This window comes from Pseudomonas flexibilis (assembly GCF_000806415.1).
GTDB classification, from domain to species: Bacteria; Pseudomonadota; Gammaproteobacteria; order Pseudomonadales; family Pseudomonadaceae; genus Serpens; species Serpens flexibilis.
Genome location: NZ_JTAK01000006.1, coordinates 118,897 through 145,875 on the forward strand (window position 1 = coordinate 118,897; position 26,979 = coordinate 145,875).

The window sequence follows — 26,979 nt, forward strand, 5'->3', positions numbered from 1 at the left end:
GCCTATCGAAACCCTCCCCGACACCGGCGTCAACCGCGCGGATGGTATGCTTTCGCGCCTGTTTACCAACTTCGCCAAGGTGCTGGGTTCATGAGTGTCCCGCTCGATGCCGTCAAAGCCTACCTGCTCGACCTGCAGGACCGTATCTGTGCCGCGCTGGAGGCCGAGGACGGCCACGCGCGCTTCGTCGAGGACGCCTGGCAGCGCCCGGCTGGCGGCGGTGGCCGCACGCGGGTGATCGGTGACGGCGCGCTGATCGAAAAGGGCGGCGTGAACTTCTCCCACGTGTTCGGCGACAACCTGCCGCCGTCCGCCAGCGCCCACCGGCCGGAACTGGCCGGGCGCGGCTTTCAGGCCATGGGCGTGTCGCTGGTCATCCACCCGGATAACCCGCACGTGCCCACCTCCCACGCCAACGTGCGACTGTTCTGCGCCGAGAAGGAAGGCGCCGAGCCGGTGTGGTGGTTCGGCGGCGGCTTCGACCTGACGCCTTACTACGCCCACGAGGAAGACTGCGTGCACTGGCACCGCGTGGCCCGCGACGCCTGCGCGCCGTTCGGCGCGGATGTCTACCCGCGCTTCAAGGCATGGTGCGACCGCTACTTCTTCCTCAAGCATCGCAACGAGCCGCGCGGCATCGGCGGGCTGTTCTTCGACGACCTGAACGACTGGGACTTCGACACCAGCTTCGCCTTCCTGCGCGCCATCGGTGACGCCTATCTGGAGGCCTACCTGCCGATCGTGCAGCGCCGCAAGGCCACGCCGTTCACCGAAGCCCAGAAAGCCTTCCAGGAATACCGGCGCGGCCGCTACGTGGAGTTCAACCTGGTGTTCGACCGTGGAACCCTGTTCGGCCTGCAGTCGGGCGGACGCACCGAGTCGATCCTCATGTCGCTGCCGCCCAAGGTGCGCTGGGGCTACGACTGGCACCCCGAGCCGGGCAGCGAAGAGGCGCGGCTGACCGAGCACTTTCTGACCGCCCGCGACTGGCTGGCGTCCTAGTCGCAGCGTAGGGTGGTCACGGCGTGCCGTGGCCACCGTCGGCCTTTTTCATGTTTGCAGTCTGGAGCCTTTCATGGACCGCTACGGCGTCTTCGGCAACCCCATTGCCCACAGCAAATCCCCGCTGATCCACCGCCTGTTCGCCGAACAGACCGGCCAGGCGCTGACCTACGAGGCACTGCTGGCGCCACTGGATGATTTCGCCGGTTTCGCCCGCGCGTTCTTCCGCAACGGCCTGGGCGGCAACGTCACCGTGCCGTTCAAGGAAGAGGCGTTTCGCCTGGCCGACACCCTGACCGCGCGCGCGCAGCGCGCCGGCGCGGTGAACACCCTGAAGAAGCTCGACGATGGCCGTCTGCTCGGCGACAACACCGATGGCGCCGGCCTGGTGCGCGACCTGACCCACAACGCCGGTGTTGCCCTGCGCGGCCAGCGCATCCTGATTCTCGGCGCCGGCGGCGCGGTGCGGGGCATCCTCGAACCCTTCCTTGCCGAGCGGCCGGCGGAACTGCTGATCGCCAACCGCACGCCGGCCAAGGCCGAAGCCCTGGCCGAGGCCTTCGCCGACCTCGGCCCGCTGCGCGCCTGTGGGTTCGATTACGCGGGCGAGCCGTTCGACCTGATCGTCAACGGCACCTCGGCCAGCTTGGCCGGCGACGTGCCGCCGATCGATCCGCACCTGATCCGTCCCGGCCATACCCTGTGCTACGACATGATGTACGGCGCCCGACCAACCGCCTTCAACCAGTGGGCCGCAGACCACGGCGCGATGACCCGCGACGGCTTGGGCATGCTGGTCGAGCAGGCGGCGGAAGCGTTCTTCCTGTGGCGCGGTGTGCGCCCCCAGGCGGAGCCGGTCCTTCAGATGTTGCGTCGCCAGTTGCTGTAGTGCTCCGGGTGGCGCCGGCAATAGGCATAGCAGCCGATCGCCGCGCCGATCCCCAGCAGCAGCGCCACGCCGGCCAGCGGATGCTGGCGCGCGCAGTCCTGCGCCGCGCGCCCGGCCGCCCGGGTACTGTCCAGCAGATCTCTGGCGTGCCAGTCGCGATCCTGCCACAGCGCTTCGGCCCGGCTGCGCAAGCCGGACAAGCCATGCTGGCCGCGCAGGTGTTCACGGCTCAGTTCCTCGAGGGCGCGCCGCAGGCGCGTCAGCTCTGCTTCGACGTCGGTCTGGGTCGATGATGAGTGGTTGCCGAACCAGGACATGATGGATCCTCCCGTGAGTGTCAGCTCAACAGACCTGACACCGTCCGGGAGGTGCGACCGGCGGGATGGCCGGTGTCAGCGCCGCCCCCACCCAGCCTTTACCGGTGAAGTCAAATTGATATCATTCAGGCGGGCTCCATCCCTACGAGTCGCCGGCTGGCGCATGGATGGTCGTTTAGTTACGCAATTAAGGAACTAGTCGTGACTCCCTCTACCTTCCGCAAGACCCTTCTGACGTTGGCCATCACTGGCTCCGCGCTGTCGGCGCAGGCTCAGACTATTGAGCAACTGAAGCCCTATCTAAATATAAGCAATAACAATTACTGGGCCCTTGACTATGCAGTGAAGGGTGGCCACCAGGGCGAATTCTCTATCGATTGGGATCGAGAGCTAAGTGGCGTGGTAACAGCTCGCGATACGGTGTTCAGCCAGAATCTGAACTTCGACACCAACATCGACGTGCGGGGTAACGGTATCGCCGGGATCGAATTGTGGGACTCTAAGGTTGGCGGCGACCTGACCATCGAGGGCGCAATCAGCGTCAAGGGCGATACAGTCAGTGAGGAATATGAGGACACATACCAGGTTTGGAACCCAGACACGCAGAAATTTGAAACTGTCACCGTAATGGATGTGGATACCTGGGGTGTCTCCGGTGTGGTCGCTGAGGGTGATGAAATCTATGCCACGGACCAGTTTGGAAACACCTTGTGGGGAAGCGTTGTGGGTTACACGTCCGCAGTCGGTGGCACCATCCGCAATAAGGCCTCCATCACTGCCGAGGGCCAACTGGCCATTGGTATGCTGATCTCCGAACACGAAATCGGCGGCGACGTCATCAATGAAGGCAGCATTTCGGTCAAGGGTGAAACCTATCTTGATGAAGGCTCCGATGCGTCCGGCTCCTGGCGCCACGCGGTAGGGGTCACCGCGCTGGTGATCGAAGACTCCTCGCTGGCCGGTGATGTTCGCAACTCCGGCACCATCCGCGCCGAAAGCACCAATGCCACCGGTTTGAGCCTCGACTGGATGACGCTGGAAGGCAAGCTGATCAACGACGGCAGCATCGAGGTTCAGGGCGACTCCGTTGACTCTATTGAAGAGGATGAGACCTACCGGGAAATCGCTGCTGCGGTCACCCTTGATGAGGTTGAGCTTCTGCAGATCCGCAACGGTGAAAAGGGCCGCATTGTTGCGACTGGAAAAGGCAGTGTGGGTCTCGATATCAGCTACACCGCATTTGGCGACACCGGTGAGGAAGCCCATATCGTCAACAGTGGCCTGATTCAGGGCGAACATGCCGCCATTCATATTGGCGAGCAGGTGGAGGCCACCGCACTTCATCAGGTCGAGATCTGGAATAAGGGGGCTATCGTTTCGCAGCGCGCAGCCATCGAGGTGGAAAGCGGCGCGGCCAATGCGTGGTACAGCCCGATGCCGGTCAAACTACTCTGGGAGCAAGGCACCATCAGCGGTGATTTGCTCGGCCTGAGCAATATTGATGTATTCGGTAACGCGACGTTTAAGCGTGAAGGCAAGACCGACGTGGCCCGTATCAAGCTGGCCCAAGGGGGCGTGCTGGCGGTCGGTGTGCGTGATGAAATAGGTGTTGTCAGCTACCCCGGCCATCTGGAACTGGGCCAGGCACATACCGAACTTGATGGCAGCCTTAAGGTAGCTGGCGATTCCTCTCTGGGCATGACCTTGAGCACCACCACCCAAAAGGACAAGCCGTTGCTGGCGGTGACCGGCAGCGCCGAGTTTGGAGCAGGCTCGCAGATCAAGCTGGCCGCCAAGGGTAGTGACTTCAAGGCCGAAGGCAGCCAGTACACCCTGGTTGAAGCGGGTACTCTGGCCAACAACGGCGTGACGGTGACCAGCAGTTCCACCCTGCTCAAGGTTGATACCTTCAAGGCCGAGGGCAACAGCCTGGTCGCCACCGTGACCGGAAAAGGCCAAGCCGAGATCCAGGACATCATCACCCAGCCGGGCGACAAGGCCGATCAGAGTGCGGTCAACGCCGCCAAGGCGGCCGAGTCGTTTATCGCCGTCCTGGGTGATGCGAACCTGCCGGCGAACGACCCCGTCGCCCAGATCCTTACTGGCGGAACCCTGGAACAGCAGCAGCAGGTCATCCGCCAACTGGCCCCCGAAGTCAGCGGCGCCGCCAGCCAGGCCGCCGTTTCCGGCCAGTCGATGGTCAGTAACGTCGCCTCCGGCCGTACCGGCGGCGCGCGCGGCATGTCCTCCGGCGGCGCCTTCGGGCAAACCGGTGTCTGGGTACAGGCGCTGAACAGCGACGCCACCCAGGACCTGCGCGACGGCGTGGCCGGCTTCGATGCCAGCACCACCGGCATCGCCGTTGGTCTGGATGGCAAGCTGAACGATCAGCTCACCCTGGGGCTGGCCTACAGCTTCCTGGACACCGATGTGGATGCCGAAGGCGGCAACAAGACCGAGGTGCAGGGCCACAACTTCACCCTGTACAGCGGCTTCGTCCAGAACGGCTTCTTCGTGGATGGCAGCCTGACCTACGGTCAGAACGCCAACGAAGGCGAACGTCGTATCGCCAGTACCCTGGCCAAGGCCGACTATGACAGCACCCTGCTAGGCGTGAACCTGACCGCGGGCTACACGTACCCGCTGCAGGGCACCGTAGTGGTCGAGCCGCAGGTCACTGCACGCTACAGCAACGTAGAGATCGACGAGATCGAGGAAACTGGCTCCTCCGCTGCGCTGAACACCCAAAAGCAGCGCTACGAAGTGGGCGAGCTGGGCGCGGGCGTGCAGCTGGTTGGCCGCATCGACCTGGAGCGAGGCAGCATCTCGCCGCGCATCAAGCTGATGGCTTACCACGACCTGATCGCCGACCAGGCTCAAAGCACGTCCAGCTTCGTACTGGGTGGCACGCCGTTCGTCACCACCGGCGCCAAGCCGGAGCGCAACAGCTACGAGGCCGGCCTGGGTGCCGACTACCGTCTGGGCGCACTAACCCTGGGTGTGAGCTACGACTACTTCGGTAAGTCGGATTACAGCTCGGATACCTTCTCGGCCAAGCTGCGTTACGACTTCTGATGAACCCTTACCTACCCTGTGCTTCGGCGCAGGGCAGGCATGAAAAAGCCGCTGCGTCCTCCCGGACGCAGCGGCTTTTTCGTTGCGCTGAAACCGGCGGTCAGCCGCGCGCTCCGCGCACCCCGGCCGCCAGCTCGCTGCACAGCGCCAGCACGTCATGGATGGCCTGCTTCGGTGTGTCGGCCTTGGCTATGCGGTCGACCAGCGCCGAGCCGACCACCACGCCGTCGGCGCGACGGGCCACGTCGGCGGCGTGTTCGGCGGTGCGGATGCCGAAGCCGATGCACAGTGGCAGGTCGGTGTGGCGACGCAGGCGGGCGACGGCTTCGTCGACCTGTTGCATGCTCGCCGAGCCGGCGCCGGTCACCCCGGCCACCGACACGTAGTACACGAAGCCGGAGCTGCCGTTGAGCACCACCGGCAGGCGTGCATCGTCGGTGGTCGGCGTGGTCAGGCGGATGAAGTCGAGGCCGGCGGCCTGGGCCGGGTCGCACAGGTCGGCGTTGTGCTCCGGAGGCAGGTCGACCACGATCAGACCGTCCACGCCGGCGGCCTTGGCGTCCTCGATGAAGCGCGGCACGCCGTAATGGTGGATCGGGTTGAAGTAGCCCATCAGCACGATCGGCGTGGTCTGGTTGTCCTCGCGGAACTCGCGGACCATCTGCAGGGTTTTCGCCAGGTTCTGGCCATTGCCCAGGGCGCGGATATTGGCCAGCTGGATCGCCGGGCCGTCGGCCATCGGGTCGGTGAACGGCATGCCCAGCTCGATCACGTCGGCGCCGGCGTCCGGCAGACCCTTGAGGATGTGCAGGGCGGTGGCGTAGTCCGGGTCGCCGGCGGTCAGGAAGGTCACCAGCGCGGCGCGATTCTGCTGTTTCAGTTCGGCGAAGCGGGTCTGCAGGCGGCTCATGCGCGGGTCTCCTCAAGCTTCAGGTGGTGCATCACGGTCTGCATGTCCTTGTCGCCGCGGCCGGACAGGTTGACCACCATGAGGTGGTCCTTGGGCAGCTGCGGCGCGCGCTTGAACATCTCCGCCAGGGCGTGGGACGACTCCAGCGCCGGGATGATGCCTTCCAGGCGGCAGCACTGGTGGAAGGCGGCCAGCGCCTCGTCGTCGGTGATCGGCACGTACTCGACGCGGCCGATGTCGTGCAGCCAGGCGTGCTCGGGGCCGACGCCCGGGTAGTCGAGGCCGGCGGAAATCGAGTGGGCATCGATGATCTGCCCGTCGTCGTCCTGCAGCAGGAAGGTGCGGTTGCCGTGCAGCACGCCCGGGGTGCCGCCGTTCATGCTGCTGGCGTGCTTGCCGGTGTCGATGCCGTGGCCGGCGGCTTCCACACCGACGATCTGCACCGAGGCGTCATCCAGGAACGGGTGGAACAGGCCGATGGCGTTGGAGCCGCCGCCGATGCAGGCGATCAAGCTGTCGGGCAGGCGGCCCTCCTGTTCCTGCATCTGCTGGCGGGTCTCCTTGCCGATGACGGACTGGAAGTCGCGCACCATGGCCGGGTACGGGTGCGGGCCGGCGGCGGTGCCGATCAGGTAGAAGGTGTCGTGCACGTTGGTCACCCAGTCGCGCAGCGCCTCGTTCATGGCGTCCTTGAGGGTGCCGGTGCCGGCGGTGACCGGAATCACCTCGGCGCCCAGCAGCTTCATGCGGAACACGTTGGCCTGCTGCCGGTCGATGTCGGTGGTGCCCATGTACACCACGCACTGCATGCCGAAGCGTGCGGCCACGGTGGCGGTGGCCACGCCGTGCATGCCGGCGCCGGTCTCGGCGATGATGCGCTGCTTGCCCATGCGCCTGGCCAGCAGGATCTGGCCGATGCAGTTGTTGATCTTGTGCGCGCCGGTGTGGTTCAGCTCCTCGCGCTTGAGGTAGATCTTCGCGCCGCCGCAGAACTCGGTGAGGCGTTCGGCGAAGTACAGCGGGCTCGGGCGGCCGATGTAGTCGCGCTGGAAGTAGGCCAGTTCCTTGAGGAACGCCGGATCCTGCTTGGCCTTCTCGTATTCGGCGGCCAGTTCGTGGATCAGCGGCATCAGGGTTTCGGCGACGTACTGGCCGCCGAAGCTGCCGAACAGGCCCTTGGCGTCGGGTCCGTTGCGTAATGAGGTCATGGGTAGGCTCCTGGATTCGAGGGGCGTTGCAGCGATGGTCAGACCTTAACCAATCCCCGATGTCTTAAAAAGCGATAAGATTGCCGCAATTCGTCAGGAAATATCACCTATGACCGCCTCGCTTCCCCCGCTCAATGCCCTGCGCGCCTTCGAGGCCGTGGCGCGCCTAGGTAGCCTGAAACGCGCGGCCGACGAGCTACACGTTACCCATGGGGCGGTCAGTCGGCAGCTCGCCAACCTGGAACAGACCCTCGGCGTGGCACTGCTGGAGAAGGAAGGACGCGGCGTAAAACTCACCGATGCCGGGGCCCGTCTCGGCGCGGTGGCCAGCGAGGCCTTCGAGCGGCTGGCCACGCTGTGCGCCGAACTGCAGCACCAGGCCAGTGAGGCGCCCTTCGTGCTCGGCTGCCCGGGCAGCCTGCTGGCGCGCTGGTTCATCCCACGCCTGGATCGCCTGCAACGCGAGCTGCCGGAGTTACGTCTGCAGCTGTCGGCCAGCGAAGGCGAGCTGGACCCGCGCCGCGGCGGCCTGGACGCCACCCTGTGGTTTGCCGAGCCGCCCTGGCCGGCCGATGTTGCCGTGTTCGAGCTGGCCGCCGAGCGCATCGGTCCGGTGCTCAGTCCGCACCATCCCCGGGCGGCGCAATTGGGCGCGGCGCCGCCGGAGGCGCTGCTTGATGAGGCGCTGCTGCACACCGTCTCGCGGCCCCAGGCGTGGCCCACCTGGCTGCGCAGCCAGGGGCTGCAGCCGGGGCAACTGCGCCTTGGCCAGGGGTTCGAGCATCTCTACTACCTGCTGGAAGCTGCGCTGGCCGGCCTGGGCGTGGCCATCGCCCCGCAGCAGCTGGTGGCCGACGACCTGGCCACCGGCCGTCTGTTGGCGCCCTGGGGCTTCGTGGAGACCCCTGCGCGGCTGGCCCTCTGGGTGCCGCGCCGGCGCCTGGATCGACGCGCCGAGCGACTGGCCGACTGGTTGCGTGCCGCGCTGGCGTAACGGCAAGGCTTTTCTATGCTGTTCCCCAGCCCATGCGGGCGCACTCATCCAGCGGTCCGCTGTCCATGACCGTACGGGCCAGGGCCCTTCATCAGGAGAGCGGCGACATGTCGGATCATCACACCTACAAGCTGGTCGAGCTGGTCGGCACCTCCCCCACCAGCATCGAAGACGCCATCCAGAGTGCGCTGACCGAGGCGGGCAAGAGTCTGCGCCTGCTGGAATGGTTCGAAGTGGTCAGCACGCGTGGGCACATCGTCAACGGCGCGGTCGGGCATTTCCAGGTGACGCTCAAGGTCGGCTTCCGCATCGCCAACAGCTGAGGAGGCCGCCATGAACCTGTTGCCGATCCTCGGGCTGATGCTGCTAGGCACTGAGCTCCAGGCTGCGTCCAAGCCCTGCGAGGAGCTCAAGGCGGAGATCGCCGCCAAGCTGCAAGCCCGGGGCGTGCATGAATACCAGCTGGAGATCACCAACCCCGGAGGGGCGGTGGGCTGGACCGTAGTCGGGACCTGCGAAGGGGGCAGCAAGGAAATCCTCTATCGGCGCGGCCGCGCCGAACTGCCCGATACGCTGCCGGACGATGAGAACGCCGACACAGCGCCCCTGCCTGAGGATGAGCGGGATGCCGGGCCGACGTCGCTGCCCGAGCCGATCCGGCCGTTGCCCTGATCGGGCGCCCTCGCCATGGCTCACGGAGGAGCGACTGGCAGTGCGGCGGAAGAGCTGATCCAGCGCGGCTATCAGGCGCTTTCCGCAACCGACCGACGGGCGCTGCTGCGCCCCTACCAGGACAATCGTTTTCGTGACGACGTGCAGGGCATGCGCGCCCTGGGCGCCCTGCTGATCCTGATCTTCCACCTGTGGGTCCACAAGGTATCCGGCGGCGTCGACGTGTTCTTCGTGGTGTCCGGCTACCTGATGGCCGGTCTGCTGCTGCGCCAGGCCGCCAATGGCGGGCGCCTGCGACCGATCGAGTTCTGGGCCGGCGTGGTCAAGCGGGTGGCCCCGGCGGCGTATCTGGTCCTGTTATGCACCCTGCTGTTTGGCTATCTGTACGTTCCTGCGCCGCTCTGGCGCACCGTGATCGACGACCTGCTGTTCAGCGCCCTGCAGCTGGAGAATCTGCACCTGATGCGCAGCGGCGCGAACTATCTGGATCGCCACATGCCGCCCAGCCCCTTCCAGCAGTTCTGGGCGCTGTCCATGCAGATGCAGTTCTATCTGCTGCTGCCCGGCTTGCTGGGCGTCGCCCTGTGGCTGGCGCGCCGCTTCGGCTCCCGCTGGCCGCTGCTGCTGGTCATCGGCGGCGGGGCCCTGCTCTCCTTCGCCTATGGCCTGTCGGCCACCGAGGCAAACCCGGTGCGCGCCTACTTCAATCCTCTGGCCCGACTCTGGGAGTTTCTCGTCGGTGCCCTGCTGGCGCTGGCCTTGCCCCTGCTCTCGGGGCCCGGCCGCCGGCTGAGCCTGGCGCTGTCTGGCCTGGGGCTGGTCCTGCTGCTGGGCACCGGCGTGTTGGTGCCTCGGGACATGCCGTTCCCGGGCGTGGCCGCGCTGCTGCCGGTGCTGGCCGCCGCCCTGCTGCTGTATGGCGGCGCCCGCCGCGAGGCCTCGGTAATCCAGCGACTGTTGTCCACCCGCCAGCTGGTGTACCTGGGAGGCGTGTCCTTCACCCTCTACCTGTGGCACTGGCCGGTACTGGTCTTCATGCTGCACCTGCACGGGGTCGATCAGGTCAACCTGCCGCAGGGCCTGCTGGTGATCGGGCTGTCGCTGCTGCTGGCCATCCTCACCAGCCTGCTGGTGGAGACACCGGCGCGTCGCATCCCGCGCAACCACCCCTGGCGCGCCTTCATGCTCGGTGTGCTGTGCCTGATGCCGGTATTCGCGCTCTGGGTAGGGGGCAAGCATGTGATTCTCGACCGGCTGCGCATGGCGGAACAGGGCGGCGAATCCCGGGGCTTCTTCACCGGCAGCCGCATCAGCCTGCAGGACAACGCCCGCAGCGTGTCGCTGGCGCGTTTCATGGGCGTCAAGCGCGACATCAGTCCCGCCGCGCGGGAAAGCTGTGACCGTGGCATGTTCAGCGCAGAGATCATCCTGTGCACCTTCGGCGACCTCGAAGCCGCGCCGCTGGTGGCGCTGGTCGGTGGTTCCCACGCTTCGCAATGGGAGCCGGCCTTCTCGGAGATCGGCCGCCGCTACGGGTTCCGGCTGGTCACCATTGTCATGTCGGCCTGCTCGCTGGGCTATCAGCCGGTGGCGTCGCGCAGCGAGGACTGCCGGCGGTGGAATGCCGGCCTGCTGCCGGTGCTGGCGGCGCTGCGGCCGAACGTGGTGATCACCACCGCGACCCGTTCCTTCTCGCCAGGCCGGGCGGACGCTGTCGAGTTTGTGCCGGACGGGTTGGTGGAAAGTCTGAGGAAGGTCCTGGCACTGGACATCCCGGTGATCGGTATCCGCGACAATCCCTGGTTCCGCCGCGACCCCAGTGCTTGCGTCTGGCAGAACCCGGCGCGCGCCAGCCGCTGTGCGCGGCCGATGCAGGAGGTGCTGCTGGTGGTAAATCCGGCGCGCGCGCTGGAGGAGCGGCTGCCGGGTTTCCACGCCCTGGACCTGAGCCACTTGCTGTGTGTGGATGGGCGCTGTCCGGCGTACTTCGAAGGCCACCTGATGTGGCGCGATCGAGACCACCTGACACGCTCCTTCGTCCACTACATGGCTTCGGCCGTGCAGGCGGCGCTCGAAGCCCAGGCGCCGGTGCTACCGCGGCGCGGGCCATAGCCGGATCGCCGGATCAGCGCAGGTTGGTCAGGACGTCCAGGCTGCGCAGGCGCGCGGCGTTGTCGTAGAGGTCGCAGGTGAAGATCAGTTCGTCTGCCTGGGTGCGGTCGAGCAGCCGCTCCAGGCGCTCGCGAACCCGTTCGGGTCCGCCGATCACCGCCACGCCAAGGAAATTGTTCACCGCCTCCTGCTCCTGGGGCAGCCAAAGGTCGCGCATGTCGGCCACTGGCGGCTGCATGCGCAGGCTGTGGCCGCGGATCAGCGCCAGCACGCGCTGGTACAGCGTGGTAGCCAGGTACTCGGCTTCCTCGTTGCTGTCCGCCGCCACCAGCGGCACGCCGAGCATCACCTGCGGGCGGTCGAGCACGTCCGAGGGCTGGAACTCCTCGCGGTACAGGGCGATGGCCTGGTGCATGTACTGCGGTGCGAAGTGCGAGGCGAACGCGTAGGGCAGCCCCTTGGCGGCGGCCAGACGGGCGCTGAACAGGCTGGAGCCGAGCAGCCAGATCGGCACGCGGCTGTTGATGCCCGGCATGGCAATCACCGATTGCCCGGGCTGGCGCGGGCCGAGCAGGGCCTGCAGTTCCTCCACGTCCTGGGGGAAATCGTCCGGGCTGCCCAGACGATCGCGGCGCAGGGCGCGCGCGGTGAACGGGTCGGCGCCGGGCGCGCGGCCCAGGCCCAGGTCGATACGCCCCGGATAGAGCGCTTCCAGCGTGCCGAACTGTTCGGCGACCACCAGGGGGGAATGGTTGGGCAGCATCACGCCGCCGGCGCCGAGGCGGATGCGCGAGGTGCCGGCGGCCAGATAACCGATCAGCACGGCGGTGGCCGAGCTGGCGATGCCGTCCATGTTGTGGTGTTCGGCCACCCAGAAGCGCTCGAAACCCAGCGACTCGGCATGCCGCGCCAGCGCCAGGGCATTGTGCAGGGCGTCGGCCGGCGTGCCGTCGTCACGGATCGGTGCCAGATCGAGGATAGAGAAACGGGTATCGGCAAGGCGACGCATGGCGGGACTCCCGGTCGGTCAAAACGGCCCGCAGCGTACCACTTCCGCGCGGGCCAGCGGCTCGGTGCCGTCCTGATCGTATAACCAGCCCTGGGCCTTGAGGGCCAGCGGCCGGGCTTCGAAACGATAGTCCCGGCCGGCCTGGAAGTGGGCATAACGCAGGCGCAGCTCGCAGGTGACCCGGCGCGGCTCGCCGAACAGGCCGCTGCCCTGCCGGCTGTCGTACTGGTAGCGCAGTTGCAGCTCATGGGTGCCGGGCGCCACGTCAACGTAGCGACCGTCGGCGAGCCGCTGCCCGTCCAGTCGCTGGGCGCTCAGCACATCGGCCGGGGCGGCGCGTAGGCTGATCCGCGCCTGCCCGGGATCGGCCGGCGGGACCGGTGCGGCGCAGGAGCCGAGCAGCAGTCCGAGCAAGGCCGCGACGGGGCGCATGCTAGCCGCCGCGACAGCCCTGTTCCGCGCCGCGTGCGACCAGGCGGTCGTAGGGATCGTACAGGCGGATCCAGGGTCGGAAGCCATGCTGCCCGGCTTGCAGGCGGTAGCGCTGGCCTGGGGTAAAGTCGTCGTACGCCAGGGTCAGCCGGCAATCGCGACGGTGGGGAGTGTCCCCGCCGATGTCGCGGGGATTGACGTCGAACTGGTAGCGCACCGCCAGCTGGTGGGCGCCGGGCGCCAGCCGGAAGTGGTTCTTGCGCCACGGCGAGCCGTCCAGCTCTAGGGTGACCAGGCGATTATCGGCGGCGCTTTGCAGGTCGACCCAGGCGCGCTCGGCGTCGGGGCCCGACAGTAGGGAGCAGCCCGGTAGGACCAGCAGGCAGAGACTCAGCAGGGTGACGCGCATGATGGACTCCGGTCGACGGCGTAGGGGGCCAGGAAAACCTACAGCGGCCAGCGGGAAAGCGCGGCAATTCAGGGTTCTCGACCGCTGGTCCTGCCGTGCGGTTCCCTGGCTGCTGTGCCTCTGGCTGAGCGGTTGCGTCAATCTTGGCTACTACCACCAGATGGCAACGGGCCAGCTGCAACTCCTGCGCCAGCGTGAGCCGACCACTCAGGTGCTTTCCGACCAACGGCGAGACCCCCAGCTGCGCGCGCGTCTGGGCGTCGCCGTGCAGGCCCGGCATTTCGCCAGCCAGGTGTTGCGGCTGCCCGACAACCGCAGCTACCTCAGCTACGTCGAACTGGACCGGCCGCACGTGCTCTGGAGCCTGATGGCCACGCCGGAATTTTCCGTGGAGGCCAGTCCGCAATGCTTCCCGCTGGCCGGCTGTGTGGCCTACCGGGGCTACTTCCGCCTCGAGCTGGCCGAAGCCGCCGCCGCGCGGCTGCGCGCCCGCGGCCTGGATGTGTGGCTGGGCGGCGTGGACGCCTACTCGAGCCTGGGCTGGTTTGCCGATCCGCTGCTCAGCAGCATGCTGCGCCGCGACGACGAGCAACTGGCCGGGTTGATCTTCCACGAACTGGCGCACCAGCGCTTCTACCTGCCGGGCGACACGGCGTTCAACGAGTCCTACGCCAGCTTCGCGGAGCGTCAGGGCTTGCGCGAGTGGCGCGCGCGGCGCGGCCTGCCGGCGCCCGATGGCGCGGCGGAGCAACGGCTCCGGGCGTTCGTTGCGCTGATTCTGGACACCCGCGAACGCCTGCGCGTGCTCTATGCCGCGCCGCGCTCGGTGGAGGCGCTGCGTCAGGCCAAGGCCGAGGCCTTGGCGCAGTTGCGGGCCGACTACCGCCGGCTGCGCGAGGCCGACCAGGTGGCCAATTTCGACCGTTTCATGGCCGGGCCGCTGAACAACGCCAGCCTGCTGCCCTTCGCGCTGTACGACCAGTGGGTGCCGGCCTTCGCGCGGCTGTTCGCCGAGGTGGGCGAGGACTGGTCGGCCTTCCACGAGGCGGTGCGCCAGCTCGGCGGGGTGTCCGCCGAGCAGCGCCGCAGCCGGCTGGCTGCGTTGCAGGGGGACGGGGAACTCGACCGGCCGCCGACGGGAACGGAAGACCCGTAGGCGGGGCTTCAGCCGCGACGCTTCAGGCGTGGCGCCCCATCGCGGCAGAAGTCCGCCGATCTAGGCGGCCTGGCTGCCCAGAAAGGCGCTGCGCAGCGCGTCCAGGCTGTCGAAATGCCAGTCCGGCGCCTCGGCCAGCAGCTCCTCGCGGCTGCCGAAGCCGTAACCCACGGCGGCGCAGGCCAGGCCGTTGTGACGGGCGCCGATCAGGTCGTGCTTGCGGTCGCCGATCATCAGCGTGCTCGCCGGGTCCAGCGCTTCGCTTTCCACCAGGTAGCCGATCAGCTCGCGCTTGTCGGTGCGCGTGCCGTCCAGCTCGCTGCCGTAGATGCGCTCGAAGTGCTGGTTGAAGCCGAAGTGCCGGGCGATCTCCGCCGCGAACACCGTGGGCTTGCTGGTGGCGATGAACAGGCGGCGGCCCTGCCCGCGCAGTTCTTCGAGCAGCGTGCCGATACCGTCGAACGGGCGGTTCTCGTACAGGCCGGTAACGCGGAAGCGCTCGCGGTAGTGATGCACCGCCTGCCAGGCCCGTTCCTCGTCCATCCCATAGCTGCTCATGAAGCACTGCAGCAGCGGCGGGCCAATGAAATGCTCCAGGGCGGCCAGGTCCGGCTCGTGGATGCCCAGTTGCGCCAGGGCGTGCTGCACCGAGCGGGTGATGCCCTCGCGGGGGTCGGTCAGGGTGCCGTCGAGGTCGAAGAGAATGGTGTCGTGGTGCATTAGCGGTCGTACCCTTCTGCCAGGTGCTGATCCTTCAGCTTCACGTAGTTGCCGGCGGTGTAGCTGAAATAAGCCTTTTCCGCGTCGCTCAGCGGACGGGCCTGCTTCACCGGGCTGCCCACATACAGATAGCCGCTTTCCAGCCGCTTGCCCGGCGGCACCAGGCTGCCGGCGCCAATCACCACCTCGTCCTCCACCACCACGCCGTCCATGACGATGGCGCCCATGCCCACCAGGATGCGGTTGCCCAGGGTGCAGCCGTGCAGGGTCACCTTGTGGCCGACGGTGACCTCGTCGCCGATGGTCAGCGGATAACCCTCCGGGTTGTATGGCCCGGCGTGGGTGATGTGCAGGACGGAACCGTCCTGGATGCTGGTGCGCGCGCCGATGCGGATGCGGTGCATGTCGCCGCGGATCACCGCCAGCGGCCACACCGAGCTGTCCGCGCCGAGTTCGATGTCGCCGATCAGCACCGCGCTGGCGTCGACGAAGGCCCGCTCGCCGAGGCGGGGCGTGTGGTTGCGGTAGGAACGAATGGCCACGATAGGCTCTCCTGAGCTGCGAGAGTGGGCGATTGTAATTAAGATGCCGGGCAAGTGGACGTTGCCTACCCTGTCCCACATCACTTCCTCCACAGGTAAGAACGCAGTGACCAGCAATCCCCTCCTGCAGGATTTCGACCTGCCGCCCTTCTCCGCCATTCGACCCGAGCATGTCGAACCGGCGATCGACCAGATCCTTGCCGACAACCGCGCGGCGATCGAGCGCCTGCTCGACAGCCAGCGCCAGAACCCGAGCTGGAGCGGCCTGGTGCAGGCCCTCGACGAGCTGGGCGCGCGCCTCGGCCAGGCCTGGAGCCCGGTCAGCCACCTCAACGCGGTGTGCAACAGCCCGGAACTGCGCGACGCCTACCAGGCCTGCCTGCCGAAGCTCTCCGCGTACTACACCGAGCTGGGGCAGAACCGCGCGCTGTTCGAGGCCTACCGGACGCTGGCGCAGAGCGCCGAGGCCGCCACCTTCGACGTGGCGCAGAAGACCATCCTCGAACACAGCCTGCGCGACTTCCGCCTGTCCGGCATCGACCTGCCGGCCGAGCAGCAGAGGCGCTACGGCGAGATCCAGCAGCGCCTGTCCGACCTGACCAGCCGCTTCTCCAACCAGTTGCTGGACGCCACCCAGGCCTGGACCAAGCTGCTCACCGACGAGAACGAACTGGCCGGCCTGCCGGAGTCGGCCCGCGCGCAGATGAAACAGGCCGCCGAGGCCAAGGAGCTGGACGGCTGGCTGATCACCCTGGAATTCCCCAGCTACTACGCGGTGATGACCTACGCCGACAACCGCGCCCTGCGCCAGGAGGTCTACACCGCCTACAGCACCCGCGCCTCCGACCAGGGTCCGAACGCCGGCCAGCATGACAACGGCCCGCTGATGGTGGAAATCCTCGACCTGCGTCAGGAACTGGCTCGCCTGCTGGGTTTCGCGCACTTCGCCGAGCTGTCGCTGGCCACCAAGATGGCCGACTCCACCGAGCAGGTGCTGAGCTTCCTGCGCGACCTGGCGGTGCGCAGCAAGCCGTTCGCCCGGCGCGATCTGGAAGAATTGCGCGCCTTCGCCGCCGAGCGCGGCGTGGACGACCTGCAGAGCTGGGACACCGGCTACTTCGCCGAGAAGCTGCGCCAGGCGCGCTACGACCTGTCCCAGGAAACCGTGCGCGAGTGGTTCCCGATCGACAAGGTGCTGTCCGGCCTGTTCACCATCGTGCAGAAGCTCTACGGCATCGAGATCAACGAGCTGCATGACTTCGAGCGCTGGCACCCGGACGTGCGCCTGTTTGAGATCCGCGAGCACGGCGAGCAGATCGGCCGCTTCTATTTCGACCTCTACGCCCGGGCCAACAAGCGCGGCGGCGCGTGGATGGATGGCGCGCGCGACAAGCGCCGCAGCGCCGATGGCCGGCTGGTCTCGCCGGTCGCCTACCTGGTGTGCAACTTCACCCCGGCGACTACTGGCAAGCCGGCGCTGCTGACCCACGATGAAGTGACCACCCTGTTCCACGAGTTTGGCCATGGCCTGCACCACCTGCTGACCCGCGTCGAACATGCCGGTGCCTCTGGCATCAACGGCGTGGCCTGGGATGCCGTCGAGCTGCCCAGCCAGTTCATGGAGAACTGGTGCTGGGAGCCGGAAGGCCTGGCGCTGATTTCCGCCCACTACCAGAGTGGCGAGCCGCTGCCCCGGGAGCTGCTGGACAAGATGCTGGCGGCGAAGAACTTCCAGTCCGGGCTGATGATGCTGCGCCAGCTGGAATTCTCGATCTTCGACTTCGAGCTGCATGCCAGCCATGGCGACGGCCGCAGCGTGCTGCAGGTGCTCGAGGCGGTGCGCGACGAGGTGGCGGTGATGCGGCCGCCGCAGTGGAACCGCTTCGCCAACGGCTTCGCCCACATCTTCGCCGGCGGCTACGCGGCCGGTTACTACAGCTACAAGTGGGCCGAGGTGCTGTCCGCCGACGCCTTCTCGCGCTTCGAGGAAGAAGGCGTGCTCAATCCGGAAACCGGTCGCGCGTTCCGCGACGCCATCCTGGCGCGCGGCGGCTCCCAGGCGCCGATGCAGTTGTTCGTGGATTTTCGTGGCCGCGAGCCGGCCATTGACGCGCTGCTGCGCCACAGCGGCCTGACGGAGAATGCAGCATGAGCGAAGTGAAGAAGCGTTTCATCGCCGGCGCCGTGTGCCCGGCCTGCGAAGCCCAGGACACCATCAAGATGTGGGACATCGACGGCGTGCCGCACCGCGAATGCGTGGCCTGCGACTACGCCGACACCCTCAACGAGCAGGGTATTTCGGTACCCAAGGAGCTCGGCACGCGGGTCAACCAGGCCAAGCCAGCGGCGGCCAAACCGCAGAGCGGCCAGGCCATGCAGTTCTTCCCCAACCCGAAGCTGAAGAAGTCGGAATAAGGCCCCGGGGCGTTCTATTCGCGAAAGAACTCCCCCGGCGTGCAGCCGAACTGCTGGCGAAAGGCGGCGATGAACGCCGAGGTGGAGTCGTAGCCGCAGGCCAGCGCCACGTCGGTGACCCGTTCGCCGCGCTCCAGCGGCGCCAGCGCGCCGAGCAGGCGCAGGCGCTGGCGCCAGGCCCGGAAGCTCAGGCCGGTCTCGCGCTGGAACAGCCGGCTCAGGGTCTTTTCCGACAGGCCCAGACGCTGGCTCCAGTCGCCGAGGGTGGTTTGTCGTTCCGGATGGGCCTGCAGGCTGCGGCACAGCGGGCGCAGGCGGCTGTCGTGGGGCAGCGGCAGCATCAGATCCACCTCGCGAGCGGCGGCCAACTGGTCGAGCAACACCTGCGCCAGCCGGCCGTCCGCACCGTCTTCGTCGTAGGCTTCCGGCAGCAGGCTGAAAGTGCGGATCAGCTCGCGCAGCAGCGGGCTGACCTCCAGCACCCGGCAGCCGGGCGGCGCCCAGGTGGTGATGGAACCATCCAGGTACAGGCTGCGCATTTCCGTGTGCGGCGAGCGGTACACCCGGTGCGGCATGCCCGCCGGCACCCACACCGCGCGCTGGGGCGGGGCAATGAAACGGCCGGCCGCCGTTTGCACCTCCAGCACGCCCTGGCTGGCGTAGGAGAGCTGCGCCCACGGGTGGCTGTGGCGGTAGGCGAGCGCCAGGTTGGCCAGCGATTCGACGCGCCCGTAGAGCGGGCGTGGCAGGCTGGAAAGCGCGGCCATGCTGGGATTCAGGGACTGTTCCTGTCCGTTTGGCGACATTGGTGGGCTCATTGGCGTTAGTCGGTCGTCGGCGAACAGGGTAGTGTCCGCCTCCACCTGCCGACAACCACGAGAACTCCAAATGGCACTGACCCGTTTCCTGCCCGATGCCTACACCCAGATCCTGATTGGCGTGGTGCTGCTGGCCACCGTCCTGCCGGCCAGCGGCCAGGGCGCAGTGGCCTTCGCCTGGATCACCAGCCTGGCCATCGGCCTGCTGTTCTTCATGCACGGCGCCAAGCTGTCGCGCGATGCGATCATCGCGGGCGCCACCCACTGGCGCCTGCACCTGCTGATCTTCGCCTGCACCTTCGTGCTGTTCCCGCTGCTCGGCCTGGCGCTCAAGCCGCTGCTGTATCCGCTGCTGGGCAACGAACTGTACCTGGGCATGCTCTACCTCTGCGCGCTGCCGGCCACCGTGCAATCGGCCATCGCCTTCACCTCGCTGGCGCGCGGCAACATTCCGGCGGCCATCTGCAGCGCGGCGGCCTCCAGCCTGCTGGGCATCTTCCTCACCCCGCTGCTGGTCATGCTGCTGATGGGCGTGGAGGGCGAAAGCGGCTCGACCCTGGACGCCATCGGCGCGATCGTGCTGCAGTTGCTGGTGCCCTTCGTCGCCGGTCAGCTGGCCCGCCCGCTGATCGGTGGCTGGGTGGCGCGCAACAGCAACTGGCTGCGCCGGGTGGATCAGGGCTCGATCCTGTTGGTGGTCTACACCGCCTTCAGCGCGGCGGTGATCGGCGGGCTCTGGGAACAGATCCCGCTGGCCCGTCTGCTGGCGTTGACGCTGGTCTGCACGCTGTTCCTGGCCTTGGTGCTGGTGCTGGTCGAGTTCATCGGCCGGCGCGTGGGGCTGAACCAGGAGGACCGCATCACCCTGCTGTTCGGCGGCTCGAAGAAGAGCATGGCGACCGGTATCCCCATGGCCCAGGTGCTGTTCGCCGGGGGGGCCGTCGGCACGCTGATCCTGCCGCTGATGATCTTCCACCAGATCCAGCTGATGGTCTGCGCGGTGCTGGCCCAGCGTTACGCGCGGCGGCCGGAGGGTGACGAGGTGGGGCTCGGCGCCGAGACGTGAGGCGGTAGAAACGTCCGCCGAACGGCTTTTGCCAAAGCGAAAACTCCGGATACTGTATATAAAAACAGTATCCGGAGTTTCAATGACCGTATCTCCACCGCCACGCGGCCGTGGCACCACCGACAATCCTGACAATCGCTATGCGCCGACCCGTTGCGAAGCCTTCGATGACGGCTGGCATCAGGAGGTGCCGCCGAGCCGGGCCACCGAAGTGCGTCAGGAGCTGGCAAAAAGTGTCATCACCCGCAACCGCTCGCCGGATGTCGGCTTCGATCGCTCCCTCAACCCCTATCGCGGCTGCGAGCACGGCTGCATCTACTGTTTCGCCCGTCCCAGCCATGCCTACTGGGACCTGTCGCCGGGGCTGGATTTCGAGACCCGGCTGATCGCCAAGACCAATCTGGCCGAGCGCCTGGAGGAACAGCTGAGCAGGCCCGGCTACCTGCCGGCGCCGATCGCCCTGGGGGTGAACACCGACGCCTATCAGCCCATCGAGCGCGAGCAGCGCCTGACCCGCCAGGCGCTGGAAATCCTGCTGCGTTATCGCCACCCCGTGCACCTGATTACCAAGAGCGCGCTGATCCTGCGCGACCTCGATCTGCTGGAGCAGTTGGCCGCGCAGAACCTGGTCAGCGTGGCCATCAGCCTGACCACGCTGGACAACGAGCTCAAGCGCATCATGGAGCCGCGCGCGGCCTCGCCCGCCGCGCGGTTGCGCTGCCTGCGCGAGCTGCATGCCGTCGGGGTGCCGGTGTCGGTGCTGTGCGCGCCGATGATTCCGATGGTCAACGATGCCGAACTGGAACAGCTGCTGAAGGCCGCCCGCGACGCCGGCGCCCAAAGCGCCGGCTATGTGCTGCTGCGCCTGCCACTGGAGATTGCCGAGCTGTTCGAGGACTGGCTGCGGGCGCATTTCCCGCAGCGCGCCGAGCATGTGATGAGCCTGGTGCGCCAGTGCCGGGGCGGAGCGAATTACGACAGCCGCTTTGGCCTTCGCATGCGTGGCGAAGGGCCGTTCGCGGACCTGCTGGCGCGGCGTTTCCAGGTTGCCTGCAAACGCCTGGGCCTGAACCGGCGGGAACTGCGCGGGCTGGATTGCCAGCGCTTCGCGCCGCCGGGCGCGCAACTGGCGCTCTGGTGATCAGAGACTGCCCAGGCGCAATTCCATGCCCAGCTGGCGGCTCAGGCACGGCCACTGCTGCCAGGCCTGGCGGGTTTCTTCATCTTCCAGGCAGGCGCGGCAGGTCTGGCGCTCCTCGCTGGTCATGCGCGCCGGATCGAGCAGGCCGTCCACCGTCTCGAAGATCGCCTGGTCCAGCGAGTTGGCGTAGGGCTCGCCGATCAGCTGATGGGCGATCAGGTTGGCGGTGGTGTTGTCGAGGGGGATCAAGGGTCGGCCGAGCTGCACCAGGTAGCGGTCGTTGACCTCCTCGATCAGCCGCTGCGCCAGATAGGCGTCGTCCAGCAGCGCCGCCAGCCCCGCCTCGGCATGCCGGGGTGCCTGGAAAAACTCCTCGGCGACCCGCAGCAGCGGGTCGATGTGGGCCTGCAGCCCGGTTTCACCGGCCACCCGGGCGGCGGCCTCCAGCAGGTCGGGCACCTGCTCGATGTAAGCGCTGACGAACTGCAGCAGGCTCTGCGAGCCGTTTTCCAGCGGCAGGCGAATGGAGGGATGCAGCTGCGGCAGGCGATTGCCGAGCAGGCGAGCCAGACGCCCGCTGCGCTGCTCCTCCAGTTGAGCCTGGTGGATGATCGCGCGCATGGAAGACAGGTTCATGGCGGCTCCTGGAATACGCTTCATGCAAAACCTTAGTTGGCGCATCGAGACTGCGGTTGACCTTCACCCTCGTTATCGACAATTCGGGCGTATAGTTCAGGGGCCGACGACAGCCTGTGACTCTGCAGGGTCGGCGGCTCGTCTTGCAGTGCAAAATCCGTTCTAGAACCGAGGTTTGAAGAAATGCCGTACAAGCACAAGGCCATCCCGATCCAGGTTCGTACCGGCAGCGAGAGTGCCGAAGAGGCCCTGAACAGCATCGTCAGTGGCTTCCGGCGTTTCCGACAGGAAGTGTTTCCGCAACAGGAGGAACTCTTCAAGGCGCTGGCCACGGCGCAGAATCCGCGGGCGATGTTCATCACCTGCGCCGACTCGCGCATCGTGCCGGAACTTATCACCCAGAGTTCCCCCGGCGACCTGTTCGTTTCACGCAATGTCGGTAACGTGGTGCCGCCCTACGGGCAGATGATGGGCGGCGTTTCCACCGCCATCGAATATGCCGTGCTGGCCCTGGGTGTGCAGCACATCATCGTTTGCGGCCATTCCGACTGCGGCGCCATGAAGGCGGTACTCGATCCGCAGAGCCTGGAGCGCATGCCGACCGTAAAGGCCTGGCTGCGTCATTCCGAAGTGGCGCTGCGTGTGGTCGAGGAGAACTGCGGCTGCGGTCATCATGACACGCTGCAGGTGCTCACCGAGGAAAACGTCGTCGCCCAGCTCGACCACCTGCGCACCCACCCCTCGGTGGCGGCGCGCCTGGCCAGCGGCCAGCTGTTCATCCATGGCTGGGTGTACGACATCGAGAGCAGCGCCATCCTGGCGTACGACGCCGAGCGGGGCAGCTTCCTGCCGCTCGACGGCGACGTGGTGCCGATGGCCACGCCGCGCGCGCGCTTCTCCCGCGGCTGATCCTGCCGGCGGCCCTCCTGGCCGCCACGACCGCCGGTCGCCGGCGGTCGGCTCCCCTGGCGCCTTCCGCGCTCTGTCTATACTCCGAGGCGAACGACGTACTCCCGACCGGCCTGAGGCCAGCGCGGCGAAGTCAGCAGTCTCGTCCCGGCCCTCCGGTCCTGTCGGCAGATAACAAGAACGATAGGGGAGCGCAATGATGCGACATCCACGACTCTGGATGGGTCTGCTGGTTGGGGTGCTTCACTCGTCGGCCCAGGGGGCCTGGGACGTCAACATGCATCGGGGCGCCACCGAGGTCAGCCGCTCGGTGTTCGACCTGCACATGACCATCTTCTGGATCTGCGTGATCATCGGGGTGCTGGTGTTCAGCGTGATGATCTGGTCGATGATCATCCACCGTCGCTCAACCGGCCAGCAGCCGGCGCATTTTCACGAAAACACCCGCGTCGAGGTGCTGTGGACGGTCATTCCGCTGCTGATCCTCATCGGCATGGCGGTGCCGGCTACCCGCACGCTGATCGACATCTACGACACGTCCGAGTCCGATGTGGACATCCAGGTCACCGGCTACCAGTGGAAGTGGCACTACAAGTACCTGGGCGAAGACGTCGAGTTCTTCAGCAACCTCACCACCTCCCGCGAGCAGATGAACAACCTGGCGCCCAAGGGCGAGCACTATCTGCTGGAGGTGGACAACCCGCTGGTGGTGCCGGTCGGCGCCAAGGTGCGCTTCCTGATCACCGCGGCCGATGTCATTCACTCCTGGTGGGTGCCGGCGCTGGCGGTGAAGAAGGACGCCATCCCGGGCTTCATCAACGAATCCTGGACACGCATCGAGGAGCCCGGCATCTACCGCGGCCAGTGCACCGAACTCTGTGGCAAGGACCACGGTTTCATGCCGGTGGTGGTGGAAGCCAAGAGCCAGGAGGACTACGCCGCCTGGTTGGCCGAACGCAAGGCCGAGGCGGCGCAGCTCAAGGAACTGACCAGCAAGGAGTGGACCCGCGAGGAGCTGGTCGAACGCGGCCAGCAGGTCTATCAGACCTACTGCTCGGCCTGCCACCAGGCCAATGGCGAGGGTCTGCCGCCCATGTTCCCGGCGCTCAAGGGCTCACCGCTCACCGCCGGTCCGCTGGACGGGCACCTGAACATCGTCTTCAACGGCAAGCCGGGCACCGCCATGGCCGCCTTCGGCCGCCAGCTGTCGGAGGTGGACATCGCCGCCGTGGTGACCTACGAGCGCAACGCGCTCGGCAACAGCGTCGGCGACATGCTGACCCCGCAGGACGTGCTGGCCTTCAAACAGGCCCAGGAATGAGGACATGACGGACATGAGCGATGCAGTGATCGACCACGGTCATGCCGTGCATGACCACCACGGCCCCGCCAAGGGCCTGATGCGCTGGGTACTGACCACCAACCACAAGGACATCGGCACGCTCTACCTGTGGTTCAGCTTCTGCGCTTTCCTGCTGGGCGGCAGCATGGCCATGGTGATCCGCGCCGAGCTGTTCCAGCCGGGCCTGCAGATCGTGCAGCCAGAGTTCTTCAACCAGATGACCACCATGCACGGCCTGATCATGGTGTTCGGCGCGGTGATGCCGGCCTTCGTCGGCCTGGCCAACTGGATGATCCCGCTGATGATCGGTGCGCCGGACATGGCCCTGCCGCGCATGAACAACTTCAGCTTCTGGCTGCTGCCGGCGGCCTTCGGCCTGCTGGTCAGCACCCTGTTCATGGAGGGCGGTGGGCCGAACTTCGGCTGGACCTTCTATGCGCCGCTGTCCACCACCTATGCACCGGAATCGGTGACCTTCTTCATCTTCGCCATCCACCTGATGGGGATCAGCTCGATCATGGGCGCCATCAACGTGATCGCCACGGTGCTCAACCTGCGTGCGCCGGGCATGACACTGATGAAGATGCCGCTGTTCGTCTGGACCTGGCTGATCACAGCGTTCCTGCTGATCGCCGTGATGCCGGTGCTGGCCGGGGTGGTGACCATGATGCTGATGGACATCCACTTCGGCACCAGCTTCTTCAGCGCCGCGGGCGGTGGCGATCCCGTGCTGTTCCAGCACGTATTCTGGTTCTTCGGGCACCCCGAGGTGTACATCATGATCCTGCCGGCCTTCGGCGCGATCAGCGCGATCATCCCGGCCTTCAGCCGCAAGCCGCTGTTCGGCTACACCTCGATGGTCTACGCCACCGGCGCCATCGCCTTCCTGTCGTTCCTGGTCTGGTCCCACCACATGTTCACCGTGGGCATTCCGCTCACCGGCGAGCTGTTCTTCATGTACGCCACCATGCTGATCGCCGTGCCCACCGGGGTGAAGGTGTTCAACTGGGTGAGCACCATGTGGCAGGGTTCGCTGACCTTCGAGGCGCCGATGCTGTTCGCCGTGGCCTTCGTCATCCTGTTCACCATCGGCGGCTTCTCCGGCCTGATGCTGGCCATCGCCCCGGCTGACTTCCAGTACCACGACACCTACTTCGTGGTTGCCCACTTTCACTATGTGCTGGTGCCGGGCGCCATCTTCGGCATCTTCGCCTCGGCATACTACTGGCTGCCCAAGTGGACCGGGCACATGTACGACGAGACCCTGGCCAGGCTGCACTTCTGGCTGTCCTTCGTGGGCATGAACCTGGCCTTCTTCCCCATGCACTTCCTCGGCCTAGCTGGCATGCCACGCCGTATCCCCGACTACAACCTGATGTTCGCCAACTTCAACCTGGTGTCGAGCATTGGCGCCTTCCTGTTCGGCGCTACCCAGCTGCTGTTCCTGTTCATCGTCATCAAGTGTATTCGTGGTGGCCGTCCAGCCCCCGCCAAGCCCTGGGACGGTGCGGAGGGGCTGGAATGGAGTGTGCCGTCACCGGCGCCCTACCACACCTTTCAGGTGCCGCCGGAGGTGAAATGACCAGTACCTCGCGCCTGGTGACTCGCCTGCTGCTGCTGGTGGCGGTGATGTTCGGCTTCGGCTTTGCCCTGGTGCCCCTGTACGACGTGATGTGCCAGGCCTTCGGCATCAACGGCAAGACCGCCGGACAGTACCAGGGCACGCAGCAGGTCGATGACAGCCGCACGGTGCGGGTGCAGTTCCTGGCCACCAATGCCGAGGGCATGGCCTGGACGTTCGAGCCGCTGCAGGCGGAGGTGCGGGTGCATCCCGGGGCCAGCCACGAGGTGCGTTTCGTGGCGCGCAATCCCACCGACCGACCGATGACCGCCCAGGCCGTGCCCAGTGTGGCGCCGGCGCGGGCCGCCGCCTGGTTCCACAAGACCGAATGTTTCTGCTTCACCCAGCAGGTGCTGCAGCCGGGCGAGCAGATCGAAATGCCGGTGCGCTTCATCGTCGACCGCGACCTGCCGCGCGATGTCCATCACCTGACCCTCGGCTACACGCTGTTCGACATCACGGGCCGCCAGCCCCAGGACGGATAGGAGACTTCGATGGCCACACAACCGCACGAGCCGTACTACGTCCCCGCCCAGAGCCAGTGGCCGATCATCGCCTGCATCGGCCTGCTGGTGACTGTCACCGGGCTGGGCCACTGGTTCAACGACCTGTCCGCCGAACGCGACAGCGCCAGCGGGCCGCTGATCTTCTTCATCGGCGTGCTGCTGCTGATCTGGATGTTCTTCGGCTGGTTCGGTTCGGTGGTTCGCGAGAACCGCGCCGGGCTGTACAGCGCGCAGATGGACCGCTCGTTCCGCTGGGGCATGAGCTGGTTCATCTTCTCGGAGGTGATGTTCTTCGCCGCCTTCTTCGGCGCGCTGTTCTACATCCGCTACTGGGTCGGCCCCTGGCTCGGTGGCGAAGGCGACAAGGGCATCAGCAACATGCTCTGGCCTGGCTTCGAGTACAGCTGGCCGTTGCTGCAGAACCCCGATCCCAAGGTGTTCCCGGGCCCCAGCGAGGTGATCGGCCCGTGGGGGCTGCCGCTGATCAACACCCTCCTGCTGGTCACCTCCAGTTTCACCCTGACCTTCGCCCATCACGCCCTGCGCCGTGGCCAGCGCGGGCCGCTCAAGCTGTGGCTGGGACTGACCCTGTTGCTGGGCTTTGCCTTCCTGGCACTGCAGGCCGAGGAATACATCCACGCCTATACCGAGCTGGGCCTGACGCTGGGCTCGGGCATCTACGGCGCCACCTTCTTCATGCTCACCGGCTTTCACGGCGCCCACGTGACCATTGGCGCCATCATGCTCAGCGTGATGTTCGTCCGCGTGCTGCGCGGGCATTTCACCGCCGACGATCATTTCGGTTTCGAGGCGGCGGCCTGGTACTGGCACTTCGTGGATGTGGTGTGGATCTGCCTGTTCGTGTTCGTTTACGTGCTTTGAAGCTGGCCGCTGTAGAAACCCCAGGCGATCAGCGCCAGGGCCAGTGCGGAGAGCGCGACCCGGGCATAGAGCGCATAGACCATGCGATTCGAGCGGCCCGTGTCTCTGAGCATGAAGTACAGGGCGGAAAAGAGGCTCGTCAGGATGGCCAGCAAGAGCAGGAGAATCGCTGCCTTGAGCACGCGCAACTCCATGG

Annotated in this window: 27 protein-coding genes and 1 pseudogene; 17 read left to right on the forward strand and 11 right to left on the reverse strand. The window is 66.6% G+C overall.

Annotated elements, in window-relative coordinates:
- Positions 1 to 90: 90 nt before the first annotated feature.
- On the forward strand, positions 91 to 1,002 hold the full coding sequence (hemF, locus tag PT85_RS14760) for an oxygen-dependent coproporphyrinogen oxidase (RefSeq protein ID WP_039607107.1): 912 nt from the start codon (positions 91 to 93) through the stop codon (positions 1,000 to 1,002).
- A 73-nt stretch (positions 1,003 to 1,075) separates the two neighbouring features.
- Positions 1,076 to 1,891: a shikimate dehydrogenase gene (gene aroE / locus PT85_RS14765; protein ID WP_039607108.1), complete on the forward strand. Its 816-nt coding sequence runs from the start codon at positions 1,076 to 1,078 to the stop codon at positions 1,889 to 1,891.
- Here aroE and PT85_RS14770 read toward each other — a convergent pair.
- Positions 1,864 to 2,208, reverse strand: coding sequence for a hypothetical protein (locus PT85_RS14770; RefSeq protein WP_052199836.1), 345 nt, complete (start codon positions 2,206 to 2,208; stop codon positions 1,864 to 1,866). The genes aroE and PT85_RS14770 overlap by 28 nt on opposite strands.
- A 201-nt stretch (positions 2,209 to 2,409) precedes the next feature.
- Between PT85_RS14770 and PT85_RS14775 the strand changes: the two genes are divergently transcribed.
- Positions 2,410 to 5,283 (forward strand): autotransporter family protein, encoded by a 2,874-nt coding sequence (locus PT85_RS14775; protein ID WP_139182036.1) that lies wholly within the window; start codon positions 2,410 to 2,412, stop codon positions 5,281 to 5,283.
- A 100-nt stretch (positions 5,284 to 5,383) separates the two neighbouring features.
- Here PT85_RS14775 and trpA read toward each other — a convergent pair whose 3' ends face one another.
- On the reverse strand, positions 5,384 to 6,193 hold the full coding sequence (gene trpA / locus PT85_RS14780) for a tryptophan synthase subunit alpha (protein ID WP_039607109.1): 810 nt from the start codon (positions 6,191 to 6,193) through the stop codon (positions 5,384 to 5,386).
- Entirely contained in the window at positions 6,190 to 7,401 is a 1,212-nt protein-coding gene (gene trpB, locus PT85_RS14785; protein ID WP_039562318.1) for a tryptophan synthase subunit beta, read from the reverse strand. Before trpB ends, trpA begins: the two co-directional genes overlap by 4 nt.
- A 109-nt stretch (positions 7,402 to 7,510) precedes the next feature.
- Here trpB and PT85_RS14790 point away from each other — a divergent pair, with 109 nt between their 5' ends.
- The 4 genes and pseudogenes from PT85_RS14790 (at position 7,511) to PT85_RS14805 (ending at position 11,179) form a co-directional block, all read left to right on the forward strand.
- On the forward strand, positions 7,511 to 8,395 hold the full coding sequence (locus PT85_RS14790) for a LysR family transcriptional regulator (RefSeq protein WP_039607110.1): 885 nt from the start codon (positions 7,511 to 7,513) through the stop codon (positions 8,393 to 8,395).
- Positions 8,396 to 8,502: 107 nt separating this feature from the next.
- Positions 8,503 to 8,718: a dodecin gene (locus PT85_RS14795; RefSeq protein WP_027588671.1), complete on the forward strand. Its 216-nt coding sequence runs from the start codon at positions 8,503 to 8,505 to the stop codon at positions 8,716 to 8,718.
- Between the two features lie 10 nt (positions 8,719 to 8,728).
- Positions 8,729 to 8,947 (forward strand): annotated as a pseudogene (locus tag PT85_RS18325) (DUF1161 domain-containing protein); the annotation flags it as partial.
- Between the two features lie 135 nt (positions 8,948 to 9,082).
- A complete protein-coding gene (locus tag PT85_RS14805; RefSeq protein ID WP_039607111.1) occupies positions 9,083 to 11,179 on the forward strand; it encodes an acyltransferase family protein in 2,097 nt (698 codons plus the stop codon).
- 13 nt (positions 11,180 to 11,192) lie between these two features.
- Here PT85_RS14805 and PT85_RS14810 read toward each other — a convergent pair whose 3' ends face one another.
- The 3 genes from PT85_RS14810 to PT85_RS14820 are packed head-to-tail and all read right to left on the reverse strand — an operon-like array spanning position 11,193 to position 13,029.
- Entirely contained in the window at positions 11,193 to 12,188 is a 996-nt protein-coding gene (locus PT85_RS14810) for an LLM class flavin-dependent oxidoreductase (protein ID WP_039562321.1), read from the reverse strand.
- An 18-nt stretch (positions 12,189 to 12,206) separates the two neighbouring features.
- Positions 12,207 to 12,620, reverse strand: coding sequence for a PA0061/PA0062 family lipoprotein (locus tag PT85_RS14815; RefSeq protein ID WP_027588674.1), 414 nt, complete (start codon positions 12,618 to 12,620; stop codon positions 12,207 to 12,209).
- Between the two features lies 1 nt (position 12,621).
- Entirely contained in the window at positions 12,622 to 13,029 is a 408-nt protein-coding gene (locus PT85_RS14820; protein WP_027588675.1) for a PA0061/PA0062 family lipoprotein, read from the reverse strand.
- 1 nt (position 13,030) lies between these two features.
- On the opposite strand from PT85_RS14820, the gene PT85_RS14825 reads away from it, so the two are divergent.
- Positions 13,031 to 14,185: an aminopeptidase gene (locus PT85_RS14825; RefSeq protein ID WP_052237727.1), complete on the forward strand. Its 1,155-nt coding sequence runs from the start codon at positions 13,031 to 13,033 to the stop codon at positions 14,183 to 14,185.
- Between the two features lie 60 nt (positions 14,186 to 14,245).
- Here PT85_RS14825 and PT85_RS14830 read toward each other — a convergent pair whose 3' ends face one another.
- A complete protein-coding gene (locus PT85_RS14830; protein ID WP_039607112.1) occupies positions 14,246 to 14,905 on the reverse strand; it encodes an HAD family hydrolase in 660 nt (219 codons plus the stop codon).
- Complete coding sequence (locus PT85_RS14835) at positions 14,905 to 15,447, reverse strand: gamma carbonic anhydrase family protein (RefSeq protein ID WP_027588677.1); 543 nt, start codon at positions 15,445 to 15,447, stop codon at positions 14,905 to 14,907. The genes PT85_RS14830 and PT85_RS14835 overlap by 1 nt, the downstream gene beginning before the upstream one ends.
- Positions 15,448 to 15,553: 106 nt before the next feature.
- Between PT85_RS14835 and prlC the strand changes: the two genes are divergently transcribed.
- Together prlC and PT85_RS14845 are read left to right on the forward strand one after the other, a co-directional pair.
- Entirely contained in the window at positions 15,554 to 17,599 is a 2,046-nt protein-coding gene (gene prlC / locus PT85_RS14840; protein ID WP_039607113.1) for an oligopeptidase A, read from the forward strand.
- A complete protein-coding gene (locus PT85_RS14845) occupies positions 17,596 to 17,862 on the forward strand; it encodes a YheV family putative zinc ribbon protein (RefSeq protein WP_027588679.1) in 267 nt (88 codons plus the stop codon). Before prlC ends, PT85_RS14845 begins: the two co-directional genes overlap by 4 nt.
- 14 nt (positions 17,863 to 17,876) lie before the next feature.
- Here PT85_RS14845 and PT85_RS14850 read toward each other — a convergent pair whose 3' ends face one another.
- Complete coding sequence (locus tag PT85_RS14850; RefSeq protein WP_027588680.1) at positions 17,877 to 18,668, reverse strand: AraC family transcriptional regulator; 792 nt, start codon at positions 18,666 to 18,668, stop codon at positions 17,877 to 17,879.
- Between the two features lie 82 nt (positions 18,669 to 18,750).
- On the opposite strand from PT85_RS14850, the gene PT85_RS14855 reads away from it, so the two are divergent.
- A complete protein-coding gene (locus PT85_RS14855; RefSeq protein ID WP_039607114.1) occupies positions 18,751 to 19,746 on the forward strand; it encodes a bile acid:sodium symporter family protein in 996 nt (331 codons plus the stop codon).
- 82 nt (positions 19,747 to 19,828) lie between these two features.
- Positions 19,829 to 20,887, forward strand: a complete 1,059-nt coding sequence (locus PT85_RS14860) for a PA0069 family radical SAM protein (RefSeq protein ID WP_027588682.1) — start codon at positions 19,829 to 19,831, stop codon at positions 20,885 to 20,887.
- Here the strand turns inward: PT85_RS14860 and PT85_RS14865 are convergent, their stop codons facing one another.
- Positions 20,888 to 21,523, reverse strand: coding sequence for a hypothetical protein (locus PT85_RS14865; RefSeq protein WP_027588683.1), 636 nt, complete (start codon positions 21,521 to 21,523; stop codon positions 20,888 to 20,890).
- A gap of 183 nt (positions 21,524 to 21,706) precedes the next feature.
- Between PT85_RS14865 and PT85_RS14870 the strand changes: the two genes are divergently transcribed.
- The 5 genes from PT85_RS14870 (at position 21,707) to PT85_RS14890 (ending at position 26,783) form a co-directional block, all read left to right on the forward strand.
- Positions 21,707 to 22,432, forward strand: coding sequence for a carbonic anhydrase (locus PT85_RS14870; protein ID WP_039562333.1), 726 nt, complete (start codon positions 21,707 to 21,709; stop codon positions 22,430 to 22,432).
- A gap of 196 nt (positions 22,433 to 22,628) precedes the next feature.
- Positions 22,629 to 23,753: a cytochrome c oxidase subunit II gene (coxB, locus tag PT85_RS14875; RefSeq protein WP_039607115.1), complete on the forward strand. Its 1,125-nt coding sequence runs from the start codon at positions 22,629 to 22,631 to the stop codon at positions 23,751 to 23,753.
- Positions 23,754 to 23,766: 13 nt separating this feature from the next.
- Entirely contained in the window at positions 23,767 to 25,356 is a 1,590-nt protein-coding gene (gene ctaD / locus PT85_RS14880) for a cytochrome c oxidase subunit I (protein ID WP_027588686.1), read from the forward strand.
- Positions 25,353 to 25,880: a cytochrome c oxidase assembly protein gene (locus PT85_RS14885; protein WP_039607116.1), complete on the forward strand. Its 528-nt coding sequence runs from the start codon at positions 25,353 to 25,355 to the stop codon at positions 25,878 to 25,880. The genes ctaD and PT85_RS14885 overlap by 4 nt, the downstream gene beginning before the upstream one ends.
- A 9-nt stretch (positions 25,881 to 25,889) precedes the next feature.
- Positions 25,890 to 26,783 (forward strand): cytochrome c oxidase subunit 3, encoded by an 894-nt coding sequence (locus tag PT85_RS14890; protein WP_039607117.1) that lies wholly within the window; start codon positions 25,890 to 25,892, stop codon positions 26,781 to 26,783.
- Here the strand turns inward: PT85_RS14890 and PT85_RS14895 are convergent.
- Entirely contained in the window at positions 26,771 to 26,965 is a 195-nt protein-coding gene (locus PT85_RS14895; RefSeq protein ID WP_027588689.1) for a twin transmembrane helix small protein, read from the reverse strand. The genes PT85_RS14890 and PT85_RS14895 overlap by 13 nt on opposite strands.
- Positions 26,966 to 26,979 lie beyond the last annotated feature (14 nt).

What these genes read in the sequence shown, in the direction of transcription:
- hemF (WP_039607107.1), top strand. Translation starts at nt 91, where the DNA reads ATGAGTGTCCCGCTCGATGCCGTCAAAGCCTACCTGCTCGACCTGCAG.
- aroE (WP_039607108.1), top strand. Translation starts at nt 1,076, where the DNA reads ATGGACCGCTACGGCGTCTTCGGCAACCCCATTGCCCACAGCAAATCC.
- PT85_RS14770 (WP_052199836.1), bottom strand. Translation starts at nt 2,208, where the DNA reads ATGTCCTGGTTCGGCAACCACTCATCATCGACCCAGACCGACGTCGAA.
- trpA (WP_039607109.1), bottom strand. Translation starts at nt 6,193, where the DNA reads ATGAGCCGCCTGCAGACCCGCTTCGCCGAACTGAAACAGCAGAATCGC.
- trpB (WP_039562318.1), bottom strand. Translation starts at nt 7,401, where the DNA reads ATGACCTCATTACGCAACGGACCCGACGCCAAGGGCCTGTTCGGCAGC.
- PT85_RS14790 (WP_039607110.1), top strand. Translation starts at nt 7,511, where the DNA reads ATGACCGCCTCGCTTCCCCCGCTCAATGCCCTGCGCGCCTTCGAGGCC.
- PT85_RS14795 (WP_027588671.1), top strand. Translation starts at nt 8,503, where the DNA reads ATGTCGGATCATCACACCTACAAGCTGGTCGAGCTGGTCGGCACCTCC.
- PT85_RS14805 (WP_039607111.1), top strand. Translation starts at nt 9,083, where the DNA reads ATGGCTCACGGAGGAGCGACTGGCAGTGCGGCGGAAGAGCTGATCCAG.
- PT85_RS14810 (WP_039562321.1), bottom strand. Translation starts at nt 12,188, where the DNA reads ATGCGTCGCCTTGCCGATACCCGTTTCTCTATCCTCGATCTGGCACCG.
- PT85_RS14815 (WP_027588674.1), bottom strand. Translation starts at nt 12,620, where the DNA reads ATGCGCCCCGTCGCGGCCTTGCTCGGACTGCTGCTCGGCTCCTGCGCC.
- PT85_RS14820 (WP_027588675.1), bottom strand. Translation starts at nt 13,029, where the DNA reads ATGCGCGTCACCCTGCTGAGTCTCTGCCTGCTGGTCCTACCGGGCTGC.
- PT85_RS14825 (WP_052237727.1), top strand. Translation starts at nt 13,031, where the DNA reads ATGGACTCCGGTCGACGGCGTAGGGGGCCAGGAAAACCTACAGCGGCC.
- PT85_RS14830 (WP_039607112.1), bottom strand. Translation starts at nt 14,905, where the DNA reads ATGCACCACGACACCATTCTCTTCGACCTCGACGGCACCCTGACCGAC.
- PT85_RS14845 (WP_027588679.1), top strand. Translation starts at nt 17,596, where the DNA reads ATGAGCGAAGTGAAGAAGCGTTTCATCGCCGGCGCCGTGTGCCCGGCC.
- PT85_RS14850 (WP_027588680.1), bottom strand. Translation starts at nt 18,668, where the DNA reads ATGTCGCCAAACGGACAGGAACAGTCCCTGAATCCCAGCATGGCCGCG.
- PT85_RS14855 (WP_039607114.1), top strand. Translation starts at nt 18,751, where the DNA reads ATGGCACTGACCCGTTTCCTGCCCGATGCCTACACCCAGATCCTGATT.
- PT85_RS14860 (WP_027588682.1), top strand. Translation starts at nt 19,829, where the DNA reads ATGACCGTATCTCCACCGCCACGCGGCCGTGGCACCACCGACAATCCT.
- PT85_RS14865 (WP_027588683.1), bottom strand. Translation starts at nt 21,523, where the DNA reads ATGAACCTGTCTTCCATGCGCGCGATCATCCACCAGGCTCAACTGGAG.
- PT85_RS14870 (WP_039562333.1), top strand. Translation starts at nt 21,707, where the DNA reads ATGCCGTACAAGCACAAGGCCATCCCGATCCAGGTTCGTACCGGCAGC.
- coxB (WP_039607115.1), top strand. Translation starts at nt 22,629, where the DNA reads ATGATGCGACATCCACGACTCTGGATGGGTCTGCTGGTTGGGGTGCTT.
- ctaD (WP_027588686.1), top strand. Translation starts at nt 23,767, where the DNA reads ATGAGCGATGCAGTGATCGACCACGGTCATGCCGTGCATGACCACCAC.
- PT85_RS14885 (WP_039607116.1), top strand. Translation starts at nt 25,353, where the DNA reads ATGACCAGTACCTCGCGCCTGGTGACTCGCCTGCTGCTGCTGGTGGCG.
- PT85_RS14890 (WP_039607117.1), top strand. Translation starts at nt 25,890, where the DNA reads ATGGCCACACAACCGCACGAGCCGTACTACGTCCCCGCCCAGAGCCAG.